Genomic DNA, 286 nt, shown 5'->3' on the forward strand with positions numbered 1-286 from the left:
TCCGGCGGCTTTCCTGCGGAACGCCCGGCGCAGCACCGCCGACTCCTCGGTGGTCGCGGACTGTGCGAAGTGCAGCAGCGCGGCCTCGGGATCACCGGAGGCGGCAAGCACGTCGCGCACAGCGTTCGTCGCGGCTTCGACGCGGCTGATGGTGGGCTGGTACCAGTAGGCCTTGCCCTCCAGCTCACGGGAGACCCAGTCCTTGCGGTGCAGGTTGTCCAGCACGGTGAGCACGGTGGTGTAGGCGAGTTGCTTGCCGGTGTCCAGCCGTTCCAGCACCTGGCGC

At 69.2% G+C, this 286-nt stretch carries 1 protein-coding gene; it reads right to left on the reverse strand.

Annotation, left to right across the window (positions count from 1 at the left end):
* The coding region (locus IG04_RS0142010) for a BlaI/MecI/CopY family transcriptional regulator (protein WP_030482309.1) at positions 1-286 on the reverse strand (286 nt) is incomplete at both ends.

Source organism: Lentzea albidocapillata (assembly GCF_000719115.1).
GTDB classification, from domain to species: domain Bacteria; phylum Actinomycetota; class Actinomycetes; order Mycobacteriales; family Pseudonocardiaceae; genus Lentzea; species Lentzea albidocapillata.